This is a genomic window from Mycobacterium sp. ABE4_509, from assembly GCF_056160785.1.
The window spans coordinates 38,941-61,573 of the sequence record NZ_JBSWXU010000008.1 but is presented as its reverse complement, the minus strand read 5'-3'; the positions used below and the strand labels follow the sequence as shown (position 1 = coordinate 61,573).

Genomic DNA, 22,633 nt, shown 5'->3' with positions numbered 1-22,633 from the left:
TCACCCGAGCACCGGGAATCGACGGTGCCGAGCCAGGTCGTCGAGTGCGGCCTGCATCACCGACCTGACGTGCAGATCCACCGCGTCGACGTCGGGGTCCGGGCCGAACTGAGCGGTCACGTCGATGGGATCGAGCACCCGGGTGACGATCTTGGCCGGCAGCGGGAGATTGGGCGGGACCAGCACCGACAGACCGAACGGGAAACCGACGCTGACCGGCAGGATCTCCATGCGCGCACGGGTCAGGCCGAGAAGGCGCGCGATGGCGTCACCGCGGGACAGGAACAGCTGGGTCTCCTGGGCGCCGATGGACACCGTCGGCACGATCGGCACACCGGCCTCGACTGCGGTGCGCACATAGCCCTTGCGGCCGTTGAAATCCACCACGTTGGCGGCCAGGGTCGGCCGATAGGAGTCGTAGTCGCCACCGGGAAACACCAACACCACCGCTCCCGAGCGCAGCGCCTCCGCCGCGTTCGCGCGGCTGGCCTCGATCACGCCGGCGCGCCGCAGCAGATCTCCCAGCGGGCCCAGGAAGACCCCGTAGTGCGCGAGCGTGTAGAGCGGGCGGTCGAAACCGAAGTGCCCGTAGAACTCCGGTGCGAACACCAGTACATCCGGGGTGAGCATCCCGCCGGAATGGTTCGACACCACCAGCGCGCCACCGGCGGCGGGTACGGAATCCAAGCCGCGCACCTCCGCACGGAAGTACCGCTTGATCAACGGGCCCACCCGGCTGGTGATCAGGCGGGTGAAGCCGGGGTCCCACTTGGCCATCTCGGCCGGCTCGGCGGACATGTTGCCCAAATGTTACTCTCGGATTTGGAGAGTGTCATATCCGCAGCTAGGAGGGTCTTTCATGGCGGGAACGGTGCTTGTCACCGGCGGTTTCGGACTGGTCGGCTCGGCCACCGTCCGACGGTTGGCCGAACTGGGGCGCACCGTCGTCGTCGCCGACCTGGACAGCCCCGCCAACCGGAAGGCCGCCGAAGGGTTGCCGTCCGGCGTCAGCGTGCGGTGGACCAACCTCACCGACGCCGAGCAGACCGCGCAACTGGTCGCCGCCGTCGCCCCGGAGTCGATCATCCACCTGGCCGCCATCATCCCGCCCGGGATCTACAAGAACCGCGCGCTGGCGCGCCGCGTCAATGTCGACGCCACCGCCACCCTGGTCAAGATCGCCGAATCACAGCCCACCCCACCTCGTTTCGTCCAGGCGTCCAGCAACGCGGTGTTCGGCGCGCGCAACCCGCACAAGGCGACGGGTCCGGTCACCGCCGACATGCCGATGCGGCACTCCGATCTGTACAGCGCGCACAAGGCCGAGGCGGAGGCGATCGTGCGGGCCTCGTCGCTCGAATGGGTGGTGCTGCGCCTCGGCGGCGTGCTCAGCGTGGACCCGAAAGCCATGGCCGTCACCATGGATGCGATCTTCTTCGCCAGCGCTCTGCCCACCGACGGCCGGCTGCACACCGTCGACGTCCGTGACGTCGCGTGGGCCTTCGCCGCGGCCACGACGGCCGATGCGGCGCGCGAGATCCTGCTGATCGCCGGCGACGACTCGCACCGGATGCTGCAGGAGGACGCCGAGATAGCGATGGCCGAGTCGCGCGGTCTGCGGGGTGGGCTGCGGCTGGGCCGCAAGGGCAATCCGGACAGCGACGACGACTGGTTCGTCACCGACTGGATGGACACCACCCGCGCACAGGAAGTCCTGCAGTTCCAGCACCATTCCTGGCCGGACATGGTGGCCGAGGCACGTGCGCAGGCCGGGCCGTCGCGCCATCTGATGGCCGTGGCCGCCCCGCTGGTACGCGCCCTGGCCAAGCGGCGATCGGCCTACTGGAAACAGCCGGGCCAGTACGCCGATCCGTGGGGCGCGATCAGGCGCGGGATCGGGGATCCGTCACCGGACACCCCGGGCTCCTAGTCAGGCCGGGCCGAGTGTGGCCGCACCGGTCTGGGGGTGGAAGTACCAGCCGCCCGCGGCCGCTGTCCCGCCGTCGACGTGCAGGGTCTGCCCGGTGATGTAGCCGGCCATGCCGGAGGCGAGGAAGACGGCCGCCGAGGCCATTTCGTCGACGTGCCCGGCCCGGCGCATCGGGATGCCGTTCCCGACGCCTTCGGACAGCCCGCCCGGCGCCATGTTCTGCAGTCCTTCGGTCATGGTGAGGTCCGGCGCCAGGGCGTTGACCCGGATGCCGTGCGGCGCCAGTTCGAACGACGCCGTACGGGTGTAGTTGATGACGCCGGCCTTGGCGGCCGAGTATGCGGCATAGCCGGGAGCCGCGCGGACCCCCTCGATCGAGGTGATGTTGATGACGCTGCCCTGGATCCCGGTATCCGCCATGCGACGCGCCACCCGCTGGGTACACAGCAGCACATGCCGGAGGTTGCTGCGGTACAGCGCATCCCAGCCGTTCTCGGTGGTCTCCAGCAGCGGTGAGTTGAAGGTGCCGCCGGCATTGTTGACCAGGATCGAGGGCACACCGAGCTGGTCTTCGGTGCGCTGCAGCGCCGCGTCGACCTGTTCGGCGTCCCGGACGTCGGTCACCAGACCCAGCCCGCCGACCGCCTCGGCGGCGGGTGCGCAGGTCCGCTCGTCGCGTTCCCAGATCGCCACCGTGGCGCCGAATGCCGCCAGCCCTTCGGCGATACCGCGGCCGATGCCGGCTCCGCCACCGGTCACCACCGCGACGCGGCCGGTCAACAGAATGTCGGACGGGGCGATGGACATGACCTTGGAGATTAGCGGGCCGGAGCGGTGCCGATGACCCCTTCGGCCTCCAGCCGGCCGATATGGCCGTCGCTGAGTCCGATCTCACGCAGCAGTTCGTGATTGTGCTGCCCGAGCAGCGGCGCGGGCGTGGTGTGCACCCGCTGCGGGCCGCCGGAGAACCGGAACGGCAGGGTGCTGTGCGGGGTGGGCGGGTTCACGGGGTGTTCGACCGACTCGAAGAATCCCCGGGACTGCAGCTGTGCGAGTTCGGTCTGCCGATGCGGTTGCAGCACCTTGGCCACCGGAACGCCGTGTTCCCACAGGGCGGCGACGATGGCGTCACCGGTGCGGGTGGCGCACCAGTCCGCCAGGTGGCGGTCGATCAGGTCGTGCTGGGCGCGCCGCCCGGCCGCGTCGGCCAGCTCGGGGGACATCGCCCACTCGGGCCGCCCCAGTGCCTCACCGAGTCCGAGCCAGTGGTCGTCGGTGGCCACGGCGATCGCCACCCAGCTGTCCGGTCGGCCGAACTCGTCGATCTCGTTGGTGCGGTAGAGGTTCTGCGGCGCCGCGGTAGGTCCGCGGTTACCGTCGCGCTGCAGCAGCGCACCGTAGGCCGAGTACTCGATGACCTGCTCGGCGGCGACGTTGAGGGCGGCGTCGACCATGGCGGCCTCCACCATCGAGCCTTCACCGGTCCGGCGCCGGTGCTCGAGCGCCAGCAGCAGCGCGTTCACCGCGTGGATGCCGGCGTTGGGATCACCGACGGAGTACGGCTCGAACGGGTTCAGATCGGAATAGCCGGTCAGCCAGCTGATCCCGGCGGCGGCCTCGATGACATAGGCGAACGCCGGGTTGTCGCGCCACGGCCCGTCCAGCCCGAACCCGGGCATCCGCACCATCACCGCGTCCGGCCGGATCTCCCTGACGGCGTCGTAGGTCAGGCCCATGCTCTCCAGCACGCGCGGGGTGAAGTTCTCCACCACGACGTCGGCGGTGGCGATCAGCCGCTTGAGCAAAACACGGCCTTCACCGCTCTGCAGGTTCACCGTGACACCGCGCTTGTTGGTGTTCAGCCCCGAGAAGATCGGCGAACGCTCCCACCAGAGCTCCTCGGTGACGGGGATGCCGGCGATCAGCCGGGTGCCGTCGGGGTGGCGGGTCGATTCGATGTGGATCACGTCGGCACCGAGCATAGCGAGCAGATGGGTGCAGCTGGGCCCGGCCCAGAAGGTGGTCATGTCGATGACCCGGATGCCCTCGAACGGCAACGCCCGTTTCCCCGAAGGTGCATTCCCGGTAGCTGCCGCGCCGTCCGCACTACGGGGAACGCACGTTCGCGAACGGTACTGCTCGGTGTGCTCACCGAGGCGCGGCGCCGGGGTGGGAGTCCGCAGGGTCGCCGGGGACATCCGGTAGGGGTGGGTCGGCTGGGTGAAGCCGTCGCGCGGATTGACCGTGAAGGATCCTCGCGCGACGAACTGGTCGAGCGCCTCGACATTGGCGCCGTTGGCCACCGGCGCGTTCGGGATGCGGAAGGCGGTGGCCAGATCACGGATCTCGTCGACGGTCTGCTCGGCCACCCAGGCGTAGAGTTCGTCGGCCTTCTCGTTGGCCTGTTCGGTGATCGACAGCGGCGAGTCCTCGTCGATCCACTCGTCGTGACCGGTCATGGCACACAGGTCGAACCATTGCTGGGCGGTACCGCAGCCGATGTCGACCAGGCCGTCCTTGGCCCGGGCGATGCCCGGAACGGTCAGCCGGCGCGCATCGCGCCAGGGCCGGCCCAGCATCTCGAAGTAGCTGACCGGGTAGTAGGTCAAGCCGAGTACCGAGGTTTCGAGCATCGACAGGTCGACGAGTTCGGCGCAGCCGCGCAGCCGGGAGGCCATCGTGGCCGCACTGGCGTAGGCGCCGGCGAGGTACTCGCCGACCTGCCCGCCCACGTACACCGGAGCCCGGTCGGGTGCGCCGCGGCCGAGCCCGACTATCCCGCCCGACCAGGCCTGCAGGGTGAACTCGGTTGCGGCCCGGTCCTGCCACGGCCCGTCCAGCCCGAACGGCGTGATCGCCGTGACGGTCAGGTGCGGGTGCGCGGCCCGAATGGCCTGCGGGCTGAACTCGGGTGCCCCGGCGACGCCGGGTCCCGGCGACCACACCACCGCGTCGGCTCCGGCGAGCAGTGTGGTGACGAAGTCGGCGTCGGCGTCCGGATCGGCCACCACGCTGTGCTTGGAGCAGGCCAGGAACGAGAACAGCGCGCCGTCGGCGCCGTCGGGTACCCGCTCGCCCGAGGCCGACCAGCGCCGCAACGGATCTCCCTGCGGCGATTCGACTTTGACGACCTCGGCGCCGCCGTCGGCCAGCAGCTTGGTGCAGTAGGCGCCGGGGATCCCGCTGGACAGGTCGACGACGACGTATCCGGAAAGCGGTGACTCAACCATCGGAGCTGCCTAGTCCCCCTTCGCCCGGTTGCGCTTGCTCAACCGGAACTCGGGCGGGAAGTTGCTGTCGTTGTCGTTGACCGCCGCGGACAGGCCGGAATCGATCGACTCGAACATGTCCAGGTCGGCGTCGCTGTCGTTGGCGACGCCGTTGCCCATCGACTCGAAGAACGCCGACAGCAGGCTGCCCATGTACTCACCCTGCTGCTGCTTGAATACCTCGAAGAACATCTTCTGCTGGAACACGGTGTCCACCGGGCGGTTCCGGGCACAGGCCCGGGCGTACTTGTCGACCTCGGCTTCGAGCTGATCGCGCGCGACGACCTTGTTCAGGAAGTTGCAGTCGTACATCTCGGCGGCGGTGAACGGGCGCCCGGTGAAGACCATCTCCTGGAACTTGCGCAGCCCCATCATCTGCACCCAGGTCCACATCCGCGGGCCCCAGCCGTGATAGCGGAAGGACGGGTGCCCGAACAACGCATCCTCGGAGGAGATCACCAGGTCGGCATCGGCGCACTGGTAGAAGTGCCAGCCGTAGCAGTAGCCCTTGGCCTCGACGATGCTGATCTTCTTGAAGTCCTGCAGCGCGCGGTTGCCGGCCTGGGAGTTCGCGTACCAGGCGCTGATCGTGGCGCCGTTGCGGAACGTGCCCTTCGGCGGGTAGGTCACCTCGCCGACGCCGTCATCCTCCAGCCGCAGCTCGGCCAGCCGGACGGCAGGGTCGTCGTTGCCCTCCATGAACTCCGGAAGGTCCGCACCACTGCCCAGGTTGTCTCCCACACCGCGGATCACGACGACCTTCACGTCGTTGTCCGCGTTGGCCGCGCGCAACACGTCGGCGTAACGCAGCCGAGCCATCGATGTCGGCGCGTTGAGGAAGTCCGGACGGTTGAAGGTGATCGTGGCGATCTTGATCTTCGGATCCTTCTCGTACAGGATGATCTCCTCGGGAGATGGTCGCTTCGATTCCGACATACCCTCTTCCTCAGCCGATTCCGGCGGCACTGTGGGCCGGCGACGGGCTCGCGGTCAACACCTCGGGGCCGTCCTCGGTGATCAGCACCGCGTCGCGGCGGAACACCGCTCCGATCCCGGCCTCCCACACGTAGGCGGTGATGGCCAGCACCATTCCCGGATCGAGTCGTTCCTGCGCCGACGTCTGCGCCAGGTCGGGCGAGATCACCGGCGGATCGAATCCGAGCCCGAGGCCGTGTGCCACCGGCATCGGCGGCAGCGACTCCCCCGCCGACTCGTAGGCGGTGAACAGTTCGCTGGCCGCGGCTCCGGGCCGGCAGGCCTCGACGAGCCGGTGCCAGAGCCGGTCGGACCGGGTGAACAGCTCATCGGCACCCTTGACCTCGCCGACCGGCCACGTCCGGCCGACCTCGCCGACGTAACCGTTGGCCAGCGCACCGGCCGCGAACGCCACCAGGTCACCCTCGGCGACCTGACGGTCACGACGTCCGACCCGCCATGCGTTGTCCCGCGGGGTGATCCAGGCACCGTCCTGGGTGGCCGAGGTACTCACCCCGCCGGCGGCCATCGCCTCGAGCATGACGCCGGTCAGGGCCTGCTCGGAGGTGCCGGGGTTCAGCTTCGCCACCGCCGCGGCGAGCCCGGCCTCGGCGATCTCGAGGGCGCCACGCAGAGCGCGGATCTCGTCGGGAGTCTTGATCCGGCGGGCCGCGCGCATCGCGGTCTCCCCGTCGACCAGCTCGGCGTTGGGGAAGGCCATCGGCAGCAGCTGGCCGAATGTCGGCGACAGCGCGTCGGTGCCGACCTTTCGCGCGCCGGCTGCGCCCTTGATGTTCTTGAGCACCTCGATCAGCGTCATCGGGTTCCAGGCCAGACCGTAAAGGTGTTCGTGGCCGATCTCGGGCGGCATGCCCTCGTCCCAGGTGCTGTTGAGGTGGATCTCACCGGTTTCGCGGACCAGCACGCAGATCGGGGCGAACGGGCGGGTGCCGGCCACCCAGAGCTGCGGCGCGCCGGTCACGTAGCGCACGTTGGCCTGCCGGCCCAGAACCAGGATGTCCAGGTCACGGGCGGCCATCTCGGCCAGCGCCCGTTCCCGGCGACCGGTGCGCAATGCGTGGTCGTCAGCAAGGATCTCGGTGCTCATGCGGCACGTCCGTACGGCGCGTAGGAGTAGTCGGTGATGGACTGATAACCATCTTCGGTGATGATCACGATCTCCTCACTGCGGTAGCCACCCGTTCCGTCTTCCCACACCACCGGCTCGAGGACCAGCGCCATGCCGGCGGGGAAGATGAAGTTGTCGTCGAACTCCTGGCCCAGATCCGTTCCGATCATGGGCATCTCGGCGGCGTTGGTGCCGATCCCGTGTCCCAGGTAGAAGTGCGGAAGCCAGGGTTTGACCCCGCCGTTGGCCGCGATCGCCGCCCGCGCGAGATCTCCGCACGAGGCACCGGCTCTGGTCACCGCCAGCACCGCGTCGAGGATCTCGCGCCATTTGCCGAACTGGGCCTGCTGGCGCACCGAGGGCTCCTCGCCGATCAGCCAGGTCCGGCCGAAATCCGAGCAGTAGCCGTCGTAGGTGATGCTGACGTCGGTCCACAGCACGTCACCTTTCTCCAGCTCCTTCTCGGTGGTGAGCAGCGGCAGGGCCAGGTCGCCCGTGGTGGTCCACACCGCGCCGCTGTCGCGCGTGGTGGGCATCACCTGCCAGATCGCTTCCAGCATGTTGGCGGTGGCTCCGAGTTCGAACGCGCGGCGGACGAACTGCGCCGACAGGTCGATCTGGCGCACCCCGGGGGCCAGCGACTTCTGCACGTCGACGACGGCCTGCTCGGTGATGCGGCAGGCCTTGCGGATCGCCGCGATCTGGTCGATGGTCTTGACCAGCTTGGCCGGTCCGATGACCTGGGCGGCATCCGACGGCGGGCCGGCCGGGAAGAGCTTGTCGACGTTGCGCTGCATCGCCCCGGTCAGCTCGTCCACCGCGACGCTGCGGCCGGCCGGAACCAGATCCGCCAGCACCTTGGCGAAATGCTCGACACCCTCGTCGAACTCGAGATAGAGCGGTCCGTGCACGTGATCGGCGGGAAGCTCGGACTCGAACGAGGAACCCTCCCGGAAGGGCATGAACAGATGTGGGTGCTCGTCATCGGCCAGCACGACCGCGATCGGGCGCTCGACGTGGGACAGCCCCGCGTCCAGCAGCGGCCAGCTGGCGCCGGTCGCGTACACCACGTTGCCGTTGCCGAGCAGAACCAGCGCGTCTACACCCTTGTCCCGCATCGCGTCCCGCAACCGCGCCCCACACTCCCGGTACATCCGGGCCCGATCCGGCAGCTCGGGAATGTCGAGCAGCGCGGTACCGGAATGCGTGGCCGAGGCGGTCATACGAGCCCCAGGAACTTCTGGACGTTGGTGCTGACGATCTTGACCGCGGCCTCCGGGCCCACCGCGTCGACGACGGTGGCCAGTGACTTCTCCGAGTAGCCGAAGGTGCTCTCGTTGTGCGGGTAGTCCGAGGACCACATCACGTTGTCGACACCGATCTGGTCGATCAGCTGCAGGCCGAGCGGGTCGACCATGAACGAGGCGCACATGTGGTCGTCCCAGTAGCTGCGAACCGGATGCTGGAGTTCGTGGTTGAACATGTGCCGGTAGGAGGCCAGCATGTGCTCGGAATCCTGCAACGCGGTGGGAACCCAGGCGATTCCGCCCTCGAACCAGCCGATCTTCAGCGACGGATGGCGGTCCAGGATGCCCGAGAAGACGTACTTGGCGAACTGCTCGCGGAACGAGTCGACGTTGACCATCATTCCGACGACGACACTGTTGTTCTGGCACGGCGTCTTCGGCGGGGTCTCACCGATGTGGTGGCTGACCGGAATACCGGACGCCTCGATCTCGTCCCACACCGCGTCCATGTCGGTGCTTCCGTAGTCGTAGATGTTGCCGTCGTCGTCCTTGCCCGGGTTCAGCGGCAGCAGGAACGTCCGCAGGCCCAGCGCCTTGAGCTCTTCGAGCGTGCTGCGGGTTCCCTTCGGGTCCCACCAGTTGATCAGCCCGACGCCGTAGAAGTGCCCCTTGGAGCGTTCCTGCAGGTCGGCGATGTGCTCGTTGTAGATCCGGAACACCCGCTCGCGCAGCGCCTTGTCCGGGTAATGAAACAGGGCCAGTACAGCGTTCGGAAACGCCAGCTCCTTGTCGATGCCGTCTTCCTTGAGCTCGCGGATGCGGGCCTCGATGTTGTTCGAGGCCGCGCCTGCCAGATCGTCGTACTGCATGAGCACCCGACCGAAATCACCGCCGGTCCAGGCCTTGCCCTTCATTCCGACCATGTAGGCGCCATCCTCGTACCAGATGCGCGGCGCCGCCCCCTTTAGCTCCTCGGGGAAGCGCTCGTAGAAGATGTCGTCGGCCACCGAGATGTGGTTGTCGGCCGAGAAGATCTCGGTGCCGACCGGCAGACCCTTCACCCCGCCGGTGAAGTGACCGTGGCGATTCTTGGGCGCCCCGAAGCCTTCGGGCGGATAGAGAGTGGCTGTTGCGCTGGTCATTGCGGTCTCCAATCGGGCTGTAGGACTGGTGTTTCGGTAACTACCAGGTCACCGGGACTTCGTAGACGCCGAAGGCGAGGTGGTCTTCGGCGAACGGCACATCCTCGAACGGGATCGCCAGTTTCATGTCGGGCATGCGGCGCAGCACGGTGGGGAACACGATCTGCATCTCGGCGCGGGCCAGCTGCTGTCCCACACATTGATGGCGGCCGTAGCCGAAGCCCAACTGCCCGCTGGCATCACGGGTCAGATCCAGCGTGCCGGGGTCGGCGTACATGGCGGGATCCCAGTTGGCCGGGGCCAGATCCAGGATGACGCCCTCACCGGCCTTGATGGTCTCGCCGCCGATCTCGATGTCGTCGAGGGCAACCCGGCGCTGACCGGTCTGGATGATGGACAGGTAACGCATCAGTTCCTCGACCGCGTTCGCAATGAACTTCGGATCCTCGGAGTCACGCAACAGCGCGGCCTGTTCGGGGTTCTCCAGCAGCGCCAGCAGACCGAGCCCGATCATGTTGGCGGTTGTCTCGTGGCCGGCGATGAGCAGGCCGGTGCCCAGCTGCGCGGCCTCCTTGACGTCGATCTCACCGGCGGTGACGCGCTCGGCGAGGTCGGAGATGGCGTCCTCGGCAGGCTCTTCCTGCTTCTTCTTCACCAGATTGATCAGGTACTGGTGCAGGGTCATCGCGCCCTTTTGCATGGCGTCGGCCGCCGCGTAGCGCGCCAGCCCGGCATTGGCGTGCTCCTGGAAGAACTCGTGGTCGGAGTAGGGCACGCCGAGCATGTCGCTGATCACTCGCGTCGGCACCGGCAGGGCCAACTTGGCGACCATGTCGGCGGGCTGGGGCCCGGCCAGGATCTCGTCGATGCACTCGTCGGTGACCTGCTGGATCACTTCACGCAGCGTCTCGACACGGCGGAACGTGAACGGCTTGGACAGCATCCGCCGGAAGCGGGTGTGCTCCTCGGCATCGGAGGTGAAGACCGACCGCGGCCGCTTGTCGACCGTGGCGCGCATGTGCTCGTTCCAGTGCGGGAATCCCGGGTAGCGGTCGTCCACGCTGATCCGCGAATCGGCGAACAACGAGCGGGCCGCCTCGTAGCCGGTCACCAACCACGGGGTGCTGTCGTCCCAGATGCGCACCCGGGACAGCGGCTTGGTGTCGTTCATCTCCAGCAGCTTGGCCGGTGGCGCGAACGGGCAGCTCGCCGCGCGGTCCATCGGGTAGGCGGGAACGTCGGCGTGGGTGGTTTCGTCCACCACTGTGTCTGTCATACGTTTTCACTCCTCAATGTGGATGGCCAGGGCTGGGCAGGCGGCCGCGGCCTTGCGGGTCTGTTCTGCGTATTCGGGTCCTGGTTCGGCGATCAACAACTCGACGACGCCGTCGTCGTCGCGCTGGTCGAAGACTTCGCCGGCATTGAGCACGCACTGGCCCGAGGAGACGCACTTGTCCTGATCGACGGTGACCTCCACGTCACGACACCTCCGTGACCGGGGCGTGCCAGAGACCGATGATCGCGTCGATCAATCCGGATGCGGCGGCCTGCCAGGTCGGGCGGCCGACCGCCGCCCCCTGGGCCAGCAGCCGTTCGCGTTCGGCGCAGCTGTGCATCAACAGGTTGCGCCCCATGATGTTTCGCTCGACGCGAACGTCGACCGGCAGATCCGGCAGACAGCCGTTGATGCCGTCGAGCACGCGGACCAGCGACTCCGAGGACAACGCGTCCTTGATGATGATGCTCTGGTAGGCCGGATCGGTCATCACCTGCGCGGCGAAGCGCGCGTACCAGGTCGGGTTCCCGAGCGCCGCGAGATGGTCGGTGAGCGGGCACACCAGCGCGGCCACCCAGTCGCGCATGTTCCCCGACTCACCGATCTGGGCGATGCGCGCCTCGCGGAGGTCTTCGATAGGGCCCCGGTGCTTGTGCTCGATGGCGCGTACCAGGTCGGCCTTGGTGCCGAAGTGGTAGCCGACGGCGGCGTTGTTCCCCTGCCCGGCGGCTTCGCTGACCTGCCGGTTCGACACCGCGAAAACCCCATGCTCGGCATAGAGGCGTTCGGCCGCCTTCAGGATCGCCTCTTGAGTGCTGCTGGCGCGGTCGGCGCGCACGCTTCTGGCCGTCGTCACGCCTCTAGTGAAGCGCGTCACATCGGCTAAGTCAAGCGACTGCTTTAAATGCATCATGGGCTGCCGTTTTCCGGTTTGACCGACTTGCGCACCATCACTTTGCCCGCGACGGTGCCGCCGTCGACCGGCAGCACGGTGCCGGTGACGTAGCGCGAGCGAGAGGTCGCCAGATACAGCGCCGCTTCGGCGACATCCTCGGCGGTGCCCTCCCGCTTGAGCGGACGATCGTCGCGCATCTGCTGACGGATGCGGGCCTCGAAACGCTCGAGGCGCGCGCGGTCCTCGTCGGTGGCCGAGGTCGCCAGGATCGGGGTGGGGATGTTGCCCGGCGCGACGCAGTTGACCCGCACCTCGTAGTGCGCCAGCTCGATCGCGGCCCCCTTGCTGAAATGGATGATGGCGGCCTTGGACGCGCGGTAGCTCGACACTCCACCGCCGGCCTGGATGCCGCCGATCGAGCCGAGGTTGATGATCGACCCGCCACCGTGCTCGGCCATGTGGCGCGCGGCCTCCCGGGTCCCGGCCATCACCCCGAGCAGGTTGACCCGCATCACCCGGTCGAACTCCTCGAAGTCCTCATCGAACAGGCCCTTGCGCAGCGGGCTCGAGATCCCGGCGTTGTTGACCATCACGTCCAGCCCGCCGAACGACGACACCGCAGCCCCCACCAACTCCGCGACCTGGGCCTGGTCACCGACATCGGCATGGCGATAAGCCGTCCGATACCCCTGGGCGTTGAGTTTGCCGACCAGCTCCTCGCCCAGATCGTCGCGGACATCGGCGACCATGACACTGGCCCCTTCGGCGGCGAACCGCTCGGCGATACCGCGGCCGATCCCGGATGCCCCGCCGGTGACGATCGCGACCTTGCCCGCCAGTTCGTCGGTCATGTGTTGTCGATCCCTTCGAAGAAGTCCAGCAGCAACGAGTTGACGGCGTCGGGCTGCTCGATCTGCGGGCAGTGGCCGGCATCGTCGACCACCGCGGAGCGGCCCAGCTTGATCTGCTCGGCGATCTGCCCAGCCCAGCCGGCCGGCAGCAGTTTGTCGCCGGCTCCGGCCACCACCAGGGCCGGCACGGTGATGCGTTCATAGGCCCGGGTGCTGCTCGGCGTGGCCGGCGCCTCCAGACCCGGCCGGCGGAACCTGGCCGCCGCCAGCGACTCCCACGCGCCCGGCGCGATGCTGGACTCGTAGCGCCGGCGCACGTAGTCCTCGTCGGCGGGATAGGACGGGTCGTAGAACAAGGCCGTGACGATGCTGCGCATCGCCTCGTAGGTGGCGTCGTAGTCGTAGAGCGCGCCGACGTGCTCGTTGCGCGCAATCTCACCGCCGCCACAGATCGCCACCATGCTGCGGACCGGCAACACCGGCGCCTCGGAAGTGGCGTCGACGAGGATGTTGATGGCGCCCATCGAGTTACCGACGAAGTGCGCCGACTCGACCCCCATCACCTCACAGAACCGGGCGATGTGGCGGATGCGCATGCCCCGGCCGTCGGTGAAGTCGACGACCTTGGCCGACTCGCCGAACCCGAGCATGTCCGGGGCGAGCACCCGATGCCGCGAAGCCAGCGCCTCGATGTTGCGCTCCCAGCCGATCCGGGCGTTGGCACCGAACTCCCCACCGTGCAGCAGTACGACCGGGTCGCCCCGGCCGGCCTGCAGATAGCCGGTCTTCAGGCCGTCGACCAGCACGCTGCGCTGGTCGATCACGCCGACTCCCGGGAGGTCTGGGCGAAGGCCAGCAGCTGGGTGGCCAGCAGCTCGAGCTGGTTGGCGACCACCTTGCCCTGGTCGCTGTCGGCGAGCTCGCCGCTGGGAGCCCACACCGGTTCGGCCGAGTTGATCGCCACCCCCAGCGGGGTCGGCCAGGCGCGCAGCGCGTGGCCGATGCTGCGCAACTGGGTCAACGTGCCGACCGCAGCCTGCCAGCCGTAGGCACAGCTGATGCAGCCCCACGGGGTGTTGTCGAGGTAGACGCGCGGATCCTCGCGCAGATCCTCGATGTAGTCCAGGGCGTTCTTCACCAACCCCGAGATCGCACCGTGGTAGCCGGGCGAGCCCACCACCACCGCATCGGCGTCACGCAGCGTCTTGACCAGCTCGAGCGCCCGCGGAGTGCGCTCGAGCTCATGCGGGGCGTACATCGGCAGGTCGAGTTCCTCGGCGGCGAACAACCTGGTGCGGCCGCCCTGACGTTCCACCGCCTGCAGGCAGAGCCGCAGTGCGCGCTCGGTCGACGAGTTCGCGCGCAGGGTTCCGCCGAGGCCGACGATGAACGGTTGATGTGTGCTGGTCACTTCGTCACTCACTTGATCGCAATCGGGCTGACAGGTGCTCCGACCGCACCGACCACCTTCAGCGGCGGTGCGACGAGCTGACATTCGTACACGCCGTCGGCGGCACAGTCGGCCGCCAGCGGGCCGAGATCCCAGTATTCGCCGAGCATCAGGCCCATGTCGCGCAGGCACAGCATGTGCATCGGCAGGAAGGTCCCGTCGACGCCGTTGCTCGGATCGGGGTCTTCCACCATGAGGTTGTCCGCGGCCACCGCGGCCACCTCGTGCTCGTGCAACCAGGCCGCACACGTCCAGTGCAGCCCGGAGCCCGCTTCGGCACCATCACCGGTGGCCAGGAACCGTGTCCACCATCCGGTGTGCACGATCACCACGTCGCCGGAACGGATCTCGACGTTCTGCTCGGCCGCGATCTCATCGAGTTCGGCAGGCGTGATCGGAACCCCGGGTTCGCAGAACACCTCTGCACCACGGTGCGCCACCACGTCCAGAAGCACCCCACGGGAGGTGATTCCCTTGGCGTCGACCTTGTCGATACCGCAGTGGAACGCCCCGAAGCTGGTCACCGAGTCAGCTGGGAAACCGTTATAGAGCTTGTCTTCGTAGTACACGTGCGAGAGCGCATCCCACTGGGTGGCCGCCTGCAACGGCATCACGATCAGGTCGTCGTTGAACCGGAACGGGTTGTCGGCGAAGAATGCGCTCACGTCCGAGGCCACCGCGTTGCGCAGCCATTGCGGACCGTACTCGACCAGAGTCGACGCGTCGCCGCCGTCGACGGTCATCACGTGTACGGGGTTCTGCCGGAACTTGAACGCGCCCTGCGGACCTGCGGCGCTGAAGTCGCCGCCCAGTGAGATGACCTTGCCCTGCTTCACCGTCGCTGCGGCCTCGGCGACCTTGTCGGCGGTGATGAAGTTCAGCGTGCCGATCTCGTCGGCCTCCCCCCACCGGCCCCAGTTGCGCACCTGGTCGGCCATCGCGCGGAAGTCGCTCATGTTGTCTGCCATGCTGCCTGCCCTCGTCAAGGTCCTGTCAGATCCGGTCAACGTCGCGTCCCGGCGGCGCCCCTGCGCCGGTCATCCGGGCCGAGGCGCATTGTGCATCGACTCGGCGAACCGCTGGGCCAGAATCCCGCCGTCGGTCCACAACACCTGGCCGGTGATGTATCCCGCCGCCGGACTGCCGAGGAACGCCAGCACCGCCGCCTGCTCCGCGGCATCGGAGACACGACCCAGCGGTGCGGTGAAGGAGTCGAGAAACTGCTGTCCGTAGGCCGACCGCAGCTGGTCGAGGATCGGGGTCTCGGTGACCCCCGGCGCGGTGCAGTTGATCCTGATGCCCCGCGCCCCCAGCGAGACCGCCCGGTTCATCCCGTAGAGGATGATCGCCTCCTTGGACAGCCGGTACCCGCCGTCGGCGAGCGCGTCGGGGTTGCGCGCACACCAGTCGAGACCCTCCTCGACCGAACCGGTGTCCAGCAGAGCGGCTGTCACCCCGGCGTTCTCGCGGTACCCCGAAGCCGCCAGCGAGGACACGTTCGTCACCGCCGACCCGGTCGGCATCCGTTCGGTAAAAGCCTCGGTGAACTGCCGCATGCCGAGGAAGTTGATTCGTACGACCAACAGCGGGTCGCCGATGCCCGAGGAGACCCCCGCGACGTTGAACAACGCGTCGACGTCGCCGTCGACCGCCGCCGCGGCCGATCGGACCGAGTCGGGGTCGGCGAGGTCCAGGGCGATGAACTCCGAGGGCCCGGCGCCGTTTTCGGGCGTCGGCGTCGGCTCGCGCAGGTCCAGGCCGGTCACCCGGGCGCCGAGTGCGGCGAGCTGGTGCGCCACCTGTGCTCCGATCCCGGAGGCGCAGCCGGTGACGACGACGTGCTTGCCGTCATAGCGCACCAGCTCGTCGAGTGCGGTCACCGTCAGCTCGCGGCTTCCCGCGCAGCCTTCTCTTGCTGGGCGGCCTTGACACGACCCTCGTTGATCTCGGCCATCGCCTCGGGGATCTCACCGGCGGTGAACTTGTTGCGGCCGGTGGGCAGACCGCCGAAGGCGTAGGTCTCGTCGAACATCGGGGCCTCGGACGGCTTGCGGCGCGCCTCGGCCTTCTCCAGCACCGGCTCCAGGCGCGTGGCCTTGTCCGCGACGGCCTTCGCGTCGCGTTCGATGAACTCGGGCAGGATCTCCTTGCCCATGATCTCGATGGACTCCATGGTGCCCTCGTGGCTGCGCGGGTTGAGCAGCAGGATGATCTCGTCAACACCGCTGGCCTCGTAGCCGCGCAGGAACTCCCGGACGGTGTCGGGACCGCCGATCGCGCCGCGACCCGGGCCGTAGGCCAGCGTCGGATCCTCCTTGACGGCCTCCTCGTAGCGCTCCCAGACCTTGGTCCGGCCGGGGGTGTGCATGCCGGTCAGGTAGTAGTGCATGATGCCGAACGAGAAGAACCCGCCGCCGATGCCGAGCCGCTTGAGCGCCTCCTCGTCGTTCTTTGCGACCATCATCGACAGGTCACCGCCGATGGCCAGGATGTTCGGGTTCATCGCCGGAGTGATCGGCGAAGCCTGCTCCTCGAAGTCCCGGTAGTAGCCGTCCACCCGCTCCTTGAGCGCTTCCGGGCCGGTGTAGGCGAAGCTCAGCGCGCCGATGCCCTTCTGCGCGGCCATCTCCACCGACGACGGACGGGTGCAGGCCACCCAGACAGGCGGGTGCGGCTTCTGCAGCGGCTTGGGAACCACGTTGCGGGCGGGCATCTCGACATGCTCGCCCTTGAAGCCGGAGAACGGCTCCTCCATCATGCAGCGGACCGAGACCTCGAGCGCCTCTTCCCACTGCGCCCTCTTGTCGGCCGGGTCGACGTTGAAGCCGCCGAGCTCGGCGACCGAGGAACCCTCACCGGTGCCGAACTCGACACGGCCGTTGGAGAGGTGGTCGAGCGTGGCCACACGCTCGGCGATGCGGGCCGGCGGGTTGATGTTCGGCAGCAGGTGCATGACACCGAAGCCGAGCCGGATGTTCTCGGTGCGCTGGCTGGCTGCGGCCAGGAACATCTCCGGGGCCGTCGAGTGGCAGTACTCCTCAAGGAAGTGGTGCTCGGTGAGCCACACAGTGGAGAAGCCGGCCTTGTCGGCCGCCTCGACCTCGGTCAGGCCGTCCTGGAACAGCTTGTGCTCGTCGCCTTCGGCCCAGGGCCGCGGCAGCGGGAATTCGTAGAACAGGGAAATCTTCATACTTGGTTACCTCCTTGAAGTTCCGGGTAGATCGATGGCTGATTCGGGTTGGTCAGAAGCAGGCCGGTCGGCCATATCGGTGGTGCTGTCGGCCATGTGCCTGGCAGCCACATAGCCGAACGTCATGGCCGGGCCGATGGTGGCTCCGGCGCCCGCATAACTGCGGCCCATCACCGCGGCGGAGGCGTTGCCCACCGCGTAGAGACCGGCGACCACGTTGTCGTCGGCGCGTAACACCCGCGCATGCTCGTCGGTACGCAGGCCGCCCGAGGTACCGAGGTCGCCCAGGATGATCTGGAACGCGTAGTACGGCGGCTTGCCCAGCGGGTGCAGATTGGGGTTGGGCAGTGTCGGATCGCCGTAGTAGTTGTCATAGGCACTGTCTCCGCGGTTGAAGTCGTCGTCGTGGCCGTTGCGCGCCAACTCGTTGAAGCGTTCGGCGGTGGAACGCAGCCGGTCGCCGGGGACGCCGATCGCCGCGGCCAGTTCCTCCCAGGTGGACCCCTGCTTGACGACTCCCGAATCCAGCCACGCCTGCGGCACCTTCCACCCGGTCGGAACCGGGGCAAACGGAATCTTCGGCAGCGGCAGATGCCCACCGACGACATACCGGTGGAAGGACGTGATGTCGGTGATCAGCCAGCACGGGATGTGAGTGACCCCGGACCGCTCACCGTCGATCATGGCGTGGGCGAAGTCCATGTAGGGCGCCGCCTCGTTGATGAACCGCTCCCCGTCGCCGTTGACGACGAACTGCGCGGGCATCATCCGCTCGTTGAGCATGAACTGCAGGCGCCCGTCCGGCCAGCAGATCGCCGGGAACCACCAGGCTTCGTCGAGCAGTTCGGTGGCTGCGCCGACCTTCTCCCCCGCCCGGATGCCGTCGCCCATCGACGCGGGATTGCCGAAACTCCAGTCCTCGGCCTGCCCGGGCAACTCCCGCACCCGGTTGAGTTCGGGCAGATGCTGTGCACGCCAGGCCATGTCGTGGTCGAACCCGCCGCTGGCGAGCACCACGCCACGGGTGGCCTGGACCCGCAGCGCCCGGCCGTCCTTCTCGATCACCGCGCCGACGACCCGACCGTCGACATCGGTGATCAGTTCGCTCATCGCAGCGTCCAGCCACAGCGGGACGTTCTGCTGCTTCATCGCCAGTCGCAGCCGCGCCGCCAGCGACTGGCCGATCGCGGCCATCCGCTCGCCGAACGCCCGCGCCCGGAACATCCGCCAGATCAGCTTGACCAGCACCGCTTTGCCCCGCCAGGACTGACGGACCTGGTAGAACAGCCGCAGGTCCTTGGGGGCGAACCAGATTCCCTTCGGCGCCAGCGCCAGCGGCGCCAGCAGGTTCTGTTCCTCGTCGCCGAGGACCCGCAGGTCGATCTCCGGCACGTTGATGGTGCTGCCCAGTGCCGAGCCGCCCGGAAGTTCGGGATAGTAGTCGGCGTAGCCGGGTTTCCAGACGAATTCCATCCACGGGCTGAGCTTTTCGAGGAAGTCCATCATCTCCGGAGCAGCCTCGACGTACTTGCGCAGCCGCGCGTCGCTGACCGTTCCCTCGGTGATCGTCTTGAGATAGGTGAAGACCTCGTCGGGGTCGGGCACGTGGCCGGCCCGGCGCTGCGACGGCGCCCCGGGCACCCAGATCCCACCGCCGGACAGTGCGGTCGAGCCGCCGAAGCGAGAAGCCTTCTCCACCACCAGTGCGGCCAGGCCCGCGCCCTCGGCGGCCAGCGCGGCGGTCATCCCGCCACCGCCGGAGCCGATCACCAGCACGTCGGTGACGTGGTCGAAGGGCTGATCCGTTTCCGGGGTCATGATGTCGTCACCGCCGTCCTGATCGCGAAGCCGGCGATGAGTTCCGGCGCCGCGCGGTAGAAATGGTTGCCGGTCTGGTAGCCGCCCAGTGCGGACATCGCCGCGAAGGCCGCCACCCAGGTCCGCACCTCATGCGCGGAGTTGCCCGCCTGTTCGGCGATCCAGGCGTTGTCCCAGCCGTCCACCTCGGTCAGCCGCCCGGTGTCGAGCAGGTCGAGGAACGCATGGTCCCAGTCCGGGTTGAGCGGGGCCAGCCGCCCCTGCCCGGCGGCGAACTCGCGAGCCGCCTCCATCACCGCCGTCTGCCGGGCCTGGCGTTGTTCGGTGGTCATCGGCACGCCGTGCACGATGCGCTCGAGCGCGGCCGGCGGCGCCGTGGCCAGGGTCGGCACCGGGGGGTCGTGGGACAGTCCACCCGAACCGACGACCAGCACCCGCTTGCCCAGACCGGCCAGATGCCGCCCGACGGCGGCGCCCAGGGCCCGCACCCGGCGTAGCGGTCCCAGCGGAGTGGCCACCGAGTTGATGAACACCGGGATCACCGGTACGTCCGTCGGGTCGCCGAACAGGCTCTGCAGCGGCTGCACGGTGCCGTGGTCGACCTCCATCGCCGCCGAGATCGCAACGTCCACGTCGGCGTCCAGCACGGCGCGGACGCAGTCGGTGGCGAGGTCGGCGGGCACGTTCAGTGGGCCCCGGTGACTTCCGTAGTCGCCGACCCCCTGGGCGGCCGTCCCGATGCAGAACGGCGGCATCGCCCGGTAGAAGAACCCGTTGTAGTGATCGGGCGAGAAGATCACCACCAGTTCGGGATCGAACGCACTGACGAATTCCCGTGCTGCCGTGATGGCCGCGTCGATGTCGTCAAGGAGTTCTCGTGATGGTCCCGGAAGGTTCAGAAGCGGACTGTGCGACATGCAGCACAGCGCCATCTGGCTTATCGCCGTCGGTGGGTTCGCCATGGGTACCGGAGCCTCCTCCCTGAGTCAGATGGAGCACACCGAACAGCGAGTCGGACAACTCGGGTGCGCTTTGGGCGATACACGCCCCGGCCACGCACCGGTCGGGGCGCAGGAACAGCACCGAGTCGGTGTAGACGTCGAACCAGGCCTTCAGCGCACCCGTGCGGTCGCCGACCACGACCACATCGGGGTCGTCATGGCCCGGCCAGTGCAACTGGGTCATGGGACGGGCCTCGATGAATTTGGCGCCCAACGCCTTCCATCGCTCGAAGGCGTCCTCGCCCAGCACGGCGCGCAGATTGTTGCTCCAGCACAACACGGCGAAGCCGGTGCCCAGCACCTCGTCGAGCATCACGTTCTGGTCGACCCGCGTGTCGACGCGGGGCTGGATGAACAGCGTGCCCGTCGGCGAGTTCTCCGACCGCGGCTCGCTGTGGAAGACCGCCCCTTGCTGATAGCGCGGCATGGGCTTGAACCGCATCTCGAGCACGTAGCGCTTGAGCGTCGGCACCACCGACGCCGCGTGGATCACCCGGTCACGCAGCGCGGCGACCTTGCGGTTGGTCGGTGAGATGACCCGGCCGACCATGGTGGACAGGTCGATCATCGCCCTGGCGTGTTTGCGGCGCTCCAGGTCGTAGGTGTCGAGCAGTTCGTCGCCCGCTTTCCCGGTCACCACGGCCGCCAGCTTCCACCCCAGGTTGGCCGCATCGCGGATGCCGCTGTTGTAGCCCTGGCCCTGCCACACCGGCATCAGGTGCGCGGCGTCGCCGGCCAGCATCAGCCGGCCCTTGCGGAACGACCCGGCGATGCGGGAGTGGTGGGTGTAGACCCGGTGCCGGATCATCTCGACGCGCTCCGGATGGGGCACCAACCGGCCCAGCATCCGCCGCACGAAGGCCGGGTCGTCGGCTTCCTCGTCGGTCTCGTCCGGGTGGATCATGAACTCGAACCGGCGGATGCCGTGTGCGATCGCGATCGACACGTAGGGACGGCGGGGATCGGCACCGACCTCGCTGTTGGGATGTCCCAGTGGATCGTTGGCGCAGTCGACGACAAGCCAGCGGGTCGACGACGTGGTGCCGTCGAACGACACCCCCATCAGCCGTCGGGTGGCGCTGCGGCCACCGTCGCAGCCCACCAGGTAGCGCGCCCGCACCGGTTCCCGACCGTCGGCGAATTCCACAGTGACCCCGTCGGACGACTCCACGCAGTTCTGCATCCGGTGCCCGAAACGGACTTCGACACAGTCGAACCGCTCCAGGCCGGCGAACAGTTCGGCGTCGACCATGGGTTGAACGAAGCCGTTGCGCTTGGGCCAACCGAAGCGGGCGTCGGGCGGGGCCATCTCGGCGAGCAGCTGCCGCTTGGCGTCGAAGAACCGCAGAATCTGGTTCGGCACGGTGTGCGGGAGCACCCGATCGACCAACCCGATCGACTGGAACGTGCGAAGCGACTCGTCGTCGAGACCGACCCCGCGCGGATAGTCGATCAGCGCGTCACGTTCGTCGACGACGAGGGTGCGGACCCCCTGCAGCCCGAGGATGTTGGCCAGGGTCAGACCCGAGGGGCCGGCACCGACGATGACGACATCGACGTCTGTGTCCGAGGTTCCGTCCGAAGCGGCGGCAGTCATCCGCGCCCCAGCAGGAAGTCCAGGTGCAGCCGGTCGAAGGTCTTGGGATCCTCGTACTGAGGCCAGTGCCCGCATCCCGGCATCACCTCGAACCGGGCGCCGGGGATCATCGAGGCGATGCGCTTGCCCTCTGCCACGTCGGCGGTCGGATCGTCACTGGTCCACACCACCATGGTCGGGGCGGTGATCGCGCCGTAGTCCTGGGCGCCGAGCAGGTTGCGGGCGCGGATCTCGGGATCCTGCAGCGCCATGATGTCGCGCATGGCGGCGGCGAACCCGGGCTGGCGGTAGACACGCTGCCTGCTGGCCACGATGTCGTCGTAGTCCTTGGTCTTGTCGGCCATCAGCCACTTGATGCGGGCCTGCACGGTCTCCCAGGTGGGGTTCTCGGCGGCGGCCATCGACAGCGTGATGATCCGCTTCATCACCTCGGGGTCGGCCTGTGACCCGCCGGCGGTGTTGAGCACCAGCCGATCGACCCGCTCCGGGTGGTCCACCGCGAAGCGCGACGCGACCCAGCCGCCCAGCGACTCACCGCTGATGTGCGCACGCTCGGCGCCGATCGCGTCCAGCACGGCGACCAGATGGTCCATGTAGTGGGTGATTTCGAGTGGATGCCCGGGTTTGTCGGTATAGCCGTGTCCCAGCATGTCCACCGAGTAGGTCGAGAAGTGTTCGGCGTGGGCCTCGAGGTTTCGCACGTACGCCTCGGCATGACCACCGGACCCGTGCAGGAACACCAGCACCGGCGCGTCGGGCGCGCCGGCGTGCAGGTAGCGGGTGCGGACCCCACCGGCATCGAGGTAGCCCTGCGAGAACGCGACGCCCTGCAAGTCGCTCCACACGCTCTCGAATTCGGTCAC

21 protein-coding genes are annotated in these 22,633 nt (G+C 68.1%); 1 reads left to right on the top strand and 20 read right to left on the bottom strand.

The features are described from left to right. On the bottom strand, window positions 1–798 hold the full coding sequence (locus ACXAID_RS03340; RefSeq protein ID WP_475020760.1) for a lysophospholipid acyltransferase family protein: 798 nt from the start codon (window positions 796–798) through the stop codon (window positions 1–3). A 61-nt stretch (window positions 799–859) separates the two neighbouring features. Here ACXAID_RS03340 and ACXAID_RS03335 point away from each other — a divergent pair, with 61 nt between their 5' ends. Then, window positions 860–1,930, top strand: coding sequence for an NAD-dependent epimerase/dehydratase family protein (locus tag ACXAID_RS03335; protein WP_475020759.1), 1,071 nt, complete (start codon window positions 860–862; stop codon window positions 1,928–1,930). Here ACXAID_RS03335 and ACXAID_RS03330 read toward each other — a convergent pair whose 3' ends face one another. The 19 genes from ACXAID_RS03330 to ACXAID_RS03240 all read right to left on the bottom strand — a co-directional run bounded on the left by ACXAID_RS03330 (window position 1,931) and on the right by ACXAID_RS03240 (window position 22,633). Further along, window positions 1,931–2,737 carry an SDR family NAD(P)-dependent oxidoreductase gene (locus ACXAID_RS03330; protein ID WP_475020758.1) on the bottom strand — a complete coding sequence of 269 codons (807 nt, stop codon included), beginning with the start codon at window positions 2,735–2,737 and terminating at the stop codon, window positions 1,931–1,933. It abuts the gene before it with no gap. An 11-nt stretch (window positions 2,738–2,748) separates the two neighbouring features. After that, entirely contained in the window at window positions 2,749–5,160 is a 2,412-nt protein-coding gene (locus tag ACXAID_RS03325) for a CaiB/BaiF CoA transferase family protein (RefSeq protein WP_475020757.1), read from the bottom strand. A gap of 9 nt (window positions 5,161–5,169) precedes the next feature. Next, on the bottom strand, window positions 5,170–6,135 hold the full coding sequence (locus ACXAID_RS03320) for an enoyl-CoA hydratase/isomerase family protein (protein WP_475020756.1): 966 nt from the start codon (window positions 6,133–6,135) through the stop codon (window positions 5,170–5,172). A gap of 10 nt (window positions 6,136–6,145) precedes the next feature. Then, window positions 6,146–7,282, bottom strand: coding sequence for a M24 family metallopeptidase (locus ACXAID_RS03315; protein ID WP_475020755.1), 1,137 nt, complete (start codon window positions 7,280–7,282; stop codon window positions 6,146–6,148). After that, window positions 7,279–8,526 carry a M24 family metallopeptidase gene (locus ACXAID_RS03310; protein WP_475020754.1) on the bottom strand — a complete coding sequence of 416 codons (1,248 nt, stop codon included), beginning with the start codon at window positions 8,524–8,526 and terminating at the stop codon, window positions 7,279–7,281. Before ACXAID_RS03310 ends, ACXAID_RS03315 begins: the two co-directional genes overlap by 4 nt. Next, complete coding sequence (locus tag ACXAID_RS03305; RefSeq protein ID WP_475020753.1) at window positions 8,523–9,692, bottom strand: amidohydrolase family protein; 1,170 nt, start codon at window positions 9,690–9,692, stop codon at window positions 8,523–8,525. Before ACXAID_RS03305 ends, ACXAID_RS03310 begins: the two co-directional genes overlap by 4 nt. A 40-nt stretch (window positions 9,693–9,732) precedes the next feature. Continuing rightward, complete coding sequence (locus ACXAID_RS03300) at window positions 9,733–10,968, bottom strand: cytochrome P450 (RefSeq protein ID WP_475020752.1); 1,236 nt, start codon at window positions 10,966–10,968, stop codon at window positions 9,733–9,735. Between the two features lie 6 nt (window positions 10,969–10,974). Further along, window positions 10,975–11,169, bottom strand: a complete 195-nt coding sequence (locus tag ACXAID_RS03295; RefSeq protein ID WP_475020751.1) for a ferredoxin — start codon at window positions 11,167–11,169, stop codon at window positions 10,975–10,977. A gap of 1 nt (window position 11,170) precedes the next feature. Then, entirely contained in the window at window positions 11,171–11,878 is a 708-nt protein-coding gene (locus ACXAID_RS03290; protein ID WP_475020773.1) for a TetR/AcrR family transcriptional regulator, read from the bottom strand. After that, entirely contained in the window at window positions 11,878–12,714 is an 837-nt protein-coding gene (locus ACXAID_RS03285) for an SDR family NAD(P)-dependent oxidoreductase (RefSeq protein ID WP_475020750.1), read from the bottom strand. The genes ACXAID_RS03290 and ACXAID_RS03285 overlap by 1 nt, the downstream gene beginning before the upstream one ends. Beyond that, window positions 12,711–13,538 (bottom strand): alpha/beta fold hydrolase, encoded by an 828-nt coding sequence (locus tag ACXAID_RS03280; protein ID WP_475020749.1) that lies wholly within the window; start codon window positions 13,536–13,538, stop codon window positions 12,711–12,713. The genes ACXAID_RS03285 and ACXAID_RS03280 overlap by 4 nt, the downstream gene beginning before the upstream one ends. After that, entirely contained in the window at window positions 13,535–14,125 is a 591-nt protein-coding gene (locus tag ACXAID_RS03275) for an NADPH-dependent FMN reductase (RefSeq protein WP_475020748.1), read from the bottom strand. Before ACXAID_RS03275 ends, ACXAID_RS03280 begins: the two co-directional genes overlap by 4 nt. A gap of 8 nt (window positions 14,126–14,133) precedes the next feature. Further along, on the bottom strand, window positions 14,134–15,132 hold the full coding sequence (locus ACXAID_RS03270) for a cyclase family protein (protein ID WP_475020747.1): 999 nt from the start codon (window positions 15,130–15,132) through the stop codon (window positions 14,134–14,136). A gap of 69 nt (window positions 15,133–15,201) precedes the next feature. Beyond that, on the bottom strand, window positions 15,202–16,044 hold the full coding sequence (locus ACXAID_RS03265; protein WP_475020746.1) for a coniferyl-alcohol dehydrogenase: 843 nt from the start codon (window positions 16,042–16,044) through the stop codon (window positions 15,202–15,204). Between the two features lie 2 nt (window positions 16,045–16,046). Then, window positions 16,047–17,354, bottom strand: a complete 1,308-nt coding sequence (locus ACXAID_RS03260) for an LLM class flavin-dependent oxidoreductase (RefSeq protein WP_475020745.1) — start codon at window positions 17,352–17,354, stop codon at window positions 16,047–16,049. A 6-nt stretch (window positions 17,355–17,360) separates the two neighbouring features. Continuing rightward, window positions 17,361–19,172, bottom strand: a complete 1,812-nt coding sequence (locus ACXAID_RS03255; protein WP_475020744.1) for an FAD-binding protein — start codon at window positions 19,170–19,172, stop codon at window positions 17,361–17,363. Further along, window positions 19,169–20,089 carry a 3-carboxyethylcatechol 2,3-dioxygenase gene (locus ACXAID_RS03250; RefSeq protein ID WP_475020743.1) on the bottom strand — a complete coding sequence of 307 codons (921 nt, stop codon included), beginning with the start codon at window positions 20,087–20,089 and terminating at the stop codon, window positions 19,169–19,171. The genes ACXAID_RS03255 and ACXAID_RS03250 overlap by 4 nt, the downstream gene beginning before the upstream one ends. After that, window positions 20,037–21,770, bottom strand: coding sequence for a bifunctional 3-(3-hydroxy-phenyl)propionate/3-hydroxycinnamic acid hydroxylase (locus ACXAID_RS03245; protein WP_475020742.1), 1,734 nt, complete (start codon window positions 21,768–21,770; stop codon window positions 20,037–20,039). The genes ACXAID_RS03250 and ACXAID_RS03245 overlap by 53 nt, the downstream gene beginning before the upstream one ends. Further along, window positions 21,767–22,633: an alpha/beta fold hydrolase gene (locus tag ACXAID_RS03240; protein ID WP_475020741.1), complete on the bottom strand. Its 867-nt coding sequence runs from the start codon at window positions 22,631–22,633 to the stop codon at window positions 21,767–21,769. The genes ACXAID_RS03245 and ACXAID_RS03240 overlap by 4 nt, the downstream gene beginning before the upstream one ends.